Origin of the sequence: Aphanothece microscopica RSMan92 (assembly GCF_046613545.2) — a bacterium.
Classification (GTDB): Bacteria; Cyanobacteriota; Cyanobacteriia; order PCC-6307; family Cyanobiaceae; genus NIES-981.
This window is the reverse complement of sequence record NZ_JBKKKY020000526.1, coordinates 1-458: the sequence shown is the minus strand read 5'-3', so window position 1 is coordinate 458 and position 458 is coordinate 1. Positions and strand designations below refer to the sequence as shown.

Genomic DNA, 458 nt, shown 5'->3' with positions numbered 1-458 from the left:
CCCGCCACAAGGCGCTCTCCGGAAAGGAACCCGTCGTCGTCCGCGCCGATCTCGGCACCAAGGGCGTGTTCTACCGCGTGCGTCTCGTCGGCTACGACAACCAGGGCGAGGCGAACAGGGAATGCTCCCGTCTCAAGTCCCGGGGCGTGAAATGCTTCATCAGCAAGGCCGCCTCCTGACACACTGATCGGCCCATGCCTCAGCCGCGCGCGCTAACAACCTGTTAAAGGTTGCACGCTTAGCTAGAGGAATGTCCATGATCTGTGACTTTCAGAAGCTGATGCAGCCTTCGAACGACGACGACATGACGGGCACTCCGGCCTTTCGGCAACAGGTGCTGCCTCCGCATGGCCCGCTGCTGCGGCAGGGGGGCGAGGCGCTGGAAAGTCTCGTCCAGGCCGCCAACGCGGCGCTTCAGAGCGAGCTCATCGCGCGCATCCATGCCCAGCCGCCCGCAT

At 64.2% G+C, this 458-nt stretch carries 1 protein-coding gene; it reads left to right on the top strand.

The genetic code is table 11. The features are described from left to right. Positions 1 to 179 (top strand): SPOR domain-containing protein (locus ACLD7X_RS18880; protein WP_411425216.1); only part of this gene is annotated, 179 nt, incomplete at its 5' end. Between the last annotated feature and the right edge of the window lie 279 nt (positions 180 to 458).